Genomic DNA, 4,621 nt, shown 5'->3' on the forward strand with positions numbered 1-4,621 from the left:
AAGCCTGCGAACGTTAAGGTGAAAGACGACGGCACCGTGAAGGTGCTCGACTACGGGCTCGCCAAAGCACTCGTGAATGAGGCGCCGGGCGGTGCGGACAATGAGCTGTCGCAATCGCCGACCCTCACGAGGCAGGGCACGCAGATCGGCGTAATTCTCGGGACCGCACCCTACATGAGCCCGGAGCAAGCGAAGGGAAAGCGCGTCGACAAGAGGGCGGACGTCTGGGCGTTCGGCGCCCGACGGCACGATGGTGTTCGGCCAGACGTCTGGCATCTTTCGCGTGGCCGCCAGCGGAGGGATGGCCGAGGTTTTCGTGGCCACGGATGGAACGGGAAAAATCGCCCACGGCCCGCAGGTGTTGCCTGGGGGAAAGGGCGTGCTCTTCACCCTCGGGGACGGTGCCAACTGGGACGACGCACAGGTCGTCATCCACTCGCTCGAGACGGGTGAGAGAAAGGTCGTGGTCGAGCGCGGGAGAGATGCCCGCTATGTCGCCTCGGGGCACCTCCTCTACGTCCTGGATGGAACCCTCATGGCCGTGCCCTTCGATGTGGACCGGCTCGAAGTGACGGGCGGTCCCGTGCCCATGGCCGAGGGTGTCCGCGTCGCTTTGGCAAACTCTGCCGCCGCGTATTTCAGCGTTTCGGACACCGGCGCCCTGGCCTATGCGGAATCGATAGGAGTCGAGTCCCGCCGCACGCTCGTTTGGGTCGGTCGCGACGGAAGAGAGGAGGCCCTGAAAGCCCCGCCGCGGGATTATGGCTACCCTAGCATCTCTCCCGATGGGAGCCGCGTCGCCCTCGCTCTGAACGACGAAGAGTCCGACATCTGGATGTTCGATTTTGCCCGAGAGACGCTCACGCGCTTCACGTTCCATCCCCAACTCGACAACGCCCCGATTTGGACGCTGGACGGTCGGCAGATCGTGTTCCACTCCCACGAGGCAAGGGAAGGCAGCGTCTTCGTGAAGTCCGCCCTCGGTACGGGTCAGGCCGCCCGCCTCACGAAGGGAGCGCGGCATCAAATACCGCTCTCCCTTTCCCCCGACGGGACATCGCTCTTGATCGAGGAACGCGACGACTCCGAATTGTTGGATGTGTCGCTCGTCGCGTTCCCGGAAGGAGGAGACCCGCGGCCCCTCCTTCATTCGAAGTTCAACGAAACAGACGCCACGTTTGCGCCCGACGGGCGGTTCTTCGCCTTCGCATCCGACGAGTCCGGCCGATACGAGATCTACGTCCGACCGTTCCCGAACATCGAGGACGGAAGCTGGCAGATCTCGCGAGACGGCGGGCGCAACCCGCGTTGGGCGCGGAACGGGCGCGAGCTGTTCTATGAATCCACCGATGGCAAATTGATGTCCGTGCCGGTCCAAATCGGCGACGACTTCACCTTCGGCAATCCCGAAACGGTGATCGCAACGCCGTACTTCGGAAACTACGATATCTCCCCCGATGGCGAGCGCTTCCTGAGGGTCAAGGAAGTCGAAGCTCCCACGACGGAGCTCCTCGTCGTCCTCAATTGGCATGAAGAGCTGAAGCGCCTGGTTCCCAGCAGCAACTGAGTGTCGCGCGTTGACGTGGGAGACGCATCTCTCGACTGCGACGATCACCTCTCTTCGAGCATCCGCTTCCAGAGCCTACCGCATTCGGCAGGGAGTCGAGACACCGACCGATCTACCTCCGATTTGATAGCATCGGCTCGTTCGTGGCTTTCCAAAAGAGACTGTACGTCCCACGCATCCTTCGGGCCTCCAGCGTAGAGCTTGAGAAGCACTAGACCGGCCGGGCGCGCCACCTTGACGGTGACTTCGCCTAGGGACATGGGCTCTGCGGATCCGATGATATCCGCCTGCCAGGCGTAGCGCCCGACGACGACATCCACGGTTCTCTCGCCGGGAACGGAGATTCGAACACTACCGGCAAGAGGATCATCGAAGTCTCCCTTCAGCAGCCGGAGCGTGGCGCCGTTTTGTTCGAGCTCGTCCCAGAGTGTTTTCTGCAGTGAGTTTTCGTCCACCGTGAACAAATCGATATCGGCGGTCGCGCGACTAACGCCATGAAGGGCCATGGCCGCCGCGCCAATGAGAGCATGGTCGATCCCCGCCCGCTCGAGGACAGCGACCACGTCGCTAAAAAGACTCATTCGATGATTCCGCGCATCACGCGCGACGGCCGGCGACCGGCCTGGCCCGAGCTTTCGAGGCGTCGCCGCGCAGCGACCCGATCGATGCCGTGTGCCTCCGCGTAGGCATCGATGGCTCGCTCGCCGAGAACGAGAGCTTCGGCGAGCCGCTCGGCGGGTGTCATCTTCCGAAGGCGCTCGCGACTCTCCTCTCGCAGACGTTCGGCTACGGTGCTCATAAACATAAGTATAACTGAGACGAAGCACTCGCCGATTACGACGAAAGGATTGCTTGTTCCGATTGGAAAGACTAGATTTCGCTGATGCCGCTCGCCCCCCGAACCCGGCTTGGTCCGTACGAGATCACCGTGCCCATCGGCAAAGGCGGAATGGGTGAGGTCTACCGGGCGCGGGATACCAAGCTCGACCGCGACGTAGCCATAAAAGTACTCCCGGAGGAGTTCGCCTCAGACGCCGAGCGCCTCGCCCGTTTCGAGCGAGAGGCCAAGCTCCTCGCATCGCTGAACCACCCGGGCATCGCGACTCTTCACGGGCTCGAGAAGACCGAGGGGAAGCCCGCGCTCGTGATGGAGCTCGTCGAGGGGGAGACGCTCGGCGAACGGCTCGCCCTTGGGCGGCTCTCGCTCGAAGAGGTTGTCGCGCTCTTCCGGCAGATCGCCGATGCGCTTCGGGCCGCCCACGCCAAGGGCATCGTGCACCGGGACCTCAAGCCCGCGAACGTCAAGATCACGCCGGACGGGAAGGTCAAGATTCTGGACTTCGGTCTCGCGAAGCTCGCCGAAGCCGACGGGGGCCCGTCGGGTGAAAGCGCTTCGCACTCCCCGACGCTCACCAGGAACACGGCGCTCGGCGCGATCCTCGGCACGGCGTCCTACATGAGCCCGGAGCAGGCGCGAGGAAAGACGGTCGACAAGAGGACCGATATCTGGGCGTTCGGATGCTGTCTCTTCGAGGTCCTCGCGGGACGGAAAGCCTTCGATGGAGAAACGGTCGCCGACGTGCTCTCGAAAGTCCTGCAGCGGGAGCCGGAGTGGTCGGCGCTTCCACCCGGCCCCCCCCGAGCGCTGCGTCGATTGATGAAGAAGTGCCTGGAGAAAGACCCGGATCGACGGATTCACGACATCGCCGACGCGGGGCTCGAGCTCGAAGAGAGCCTGAGCGCTCCGCCCGCTGCCGAATCACGCCTGCAATCGCGCACGCTGGTTCTCGCCATCGCGGGCGCTGCTCTCGCGGGAGCGCTCGCGTCCTTCCTGCTCGTCCGACCGACTCCCGCGCCCCGCGCCGTCCAGCGCTTTTCGATCAACCTTCCTCCCGGCGACGAGTTTCTCGTGGGAGGGATCGAAGGACCGCTGGTCGCTATCTCTCCCGACGGGAGCAAAGTCGTCTACGCGGGCGTCCGCAACGGAGAGGCGCAGCTCTTCCTGCGGCCCGTCGATCGAGACGTGGCCGAGCCGATCGCCGGAACGCGAAACGGGCGCATGCCGTTTTTCTCACCGAACGGAGAGTGGATCGGATTCTCCGCCGGACGCGAGCTCAAGAAAGTGGCCATCCTCGGCGGCGCTCCGGTGACGCTAGTACAGATGGAAGGAGCGGATCACAGGGGGGGGACCTGGGCCCGGGACGGGCGTATCTTTGCCTCCATCGATGGGCTTCTCATCTGGATTTCCGAGGGCGGAGGTCCGTCGACGACGATGTCGCTCGACGAAGGCGTGGACGAGCCCGCGTGGACCTGGCCGCACGTTCTACCCGGCGGGAAGGCCGTCTTGTTCGACTCCGTTCGAGCGGGGCCTCGTTCCATCGTGGTTCTGTCGCTCGAAACGGGCGAGACGCGGGTCCTGATCGAGGATGGGAGCTTCCCCCGCTATACGGAAAGCGGACATCTTCTCTTCGCCCGTGAGCGGACCCTCTTCGTGGTGCCTTTCGATCTCGAGCGGCTTTCTACCCGCGGCGCTCCCGTGCCCGTTCTGGAGAACGTGGGTCAGGGCGGTGCGGGTGAGGCCTACTACGACGTCTCGGACGACGGCACGCTCGTCTACGTCTCCGGGCAGACCAAGCCCGAGACCGGGCTTTCGTGGGTCGATCGCGAGGGAACGGCCCAGCCTCTCGGCCCCCGGAGGCGCGCCACGTGGTCCAGCCCGCGGCTGTCGCCGAACGGCGAGCTCGTCGCCGCGAGTCTCGAGCCCCAGGATGCTCCTCCGGATGTGTGGCTTCTGGACACCGACCCGGCGACGTTGACGCGACTGACGACGGCCGGGGGGTGGCAGAGCGTATGGGCCCCGGACGGTCAGTCCTTGTTCATCCAATCCGATGCGCGCATCTTCCGCCAGGACCTCGACGCCGCGGGCCAAGCCCAGGACGTCGCTCCTTGCTACAACCTCACGTCGATATCCTCGGATGGAACGCTCGCCGTCTGCCAGGGACCGAACGAGGCCGGCGACTGGGACATCGAGAGCGTTCGCCTCGACGGGAGCGG

4 protein-coding genes are annotated in these 4,621 nt (G+C 64.6%); 2 read left to right on the forward strand and 2 right to left on the reverse strand.

Annotation, left to right across the window (positions count from 1 at the left end):
* Positions 1 to 250: 250 nt before the first annotated feature.
* Positions 251 to 1,567, forward strand: coding sequence for a hypothetical protein (locus tag VEK15_01545; GenBank protein HXV59348.1), 1,317 nt, complete (start codon positions 251 to 253; stop codon positions 1,565 to 1,567).
* Positions 1,568 to 1,611: 44 nt separating this feature from the next.
* Here VEK15_01545 and VEK15_01550 read toward each other — a convergent pair whose 3' ends face one another.
* Both VEK15_01550 and VEK15_01555 read right to left on the reverse strand, forming a co-directional pair.
* The gene (locus VEK15_01550; protein ID HXV59349.1) at positions 1,612 to 2,148 is read right to left on the reverse strand and encodes a hypothetical protein; all 537 of its coding nucleotides are present in this window, start codon (positions 2,146 to 2,148) and stop codon (positions 1,612 to 1,614) included.
* Positions 2,145 to 2,366: a hypothetical protein gene (locus tag VEK15_01555; GenBank protein HXV59350.1), complete on the reverse strand. Its 222-nt coding sequence runs from the start codon at positions 2,364 to 2,366 to the stop codon at positions 2,145 to 2,147. Before VEK15_01555 ends, VEK15_01550 begins: the two co-directional genes overlap by 4 nt.
* Positions 2,367 to 2,450: 84 nt before the next feature.
* On the opposite strand from VEK15_01555, the gene VEK15_01560 reads away from it, so the two are divergent.
* Positions 2,451 to 4,621, forward strand: a 2,171-nt coding sequence (locus VEK15_01560) for a protein kinase (GenBank protein ID HXV59351.1), incomplete at its 3' end; no start/stop codon positions are given.

Source organism: Vicinamibacteria bacterium, from assembly GCA_035620555.1.
Classification (GTDB): domain Bacteria; phylum Acidobacteriota; class Vicinamibacteria; order Marinacidobacterales; family SMYC01; genus DASPGQ01.

What these genes read in the sequence shown, in the direction of transcription:
- VEK15_01550 (HXV59349.1), bottom strand. Translation starts at nt 2,148, where the DNA reads ATGAGTCTTTTTAGCGACGTGGTCGCTGTCCTCGAGCGGGCGGGGATC.
- VEK15_01545 (HXV59348.1), top strand. Translation starts at nt 251, where the DNA reads ATGGTGTTCGGCCAGACGTCTGGCATCTTTCGCGTGGCCGCCAGCGGA.
- VEK15_01555 (HXV59350.1), bottom strand. Translation starts at nt 2,366, where the DNA reads ATGAGCACCGTAGCCGAACGTCTGCGAGAGGAGAGTCGCGAGCGCCTT.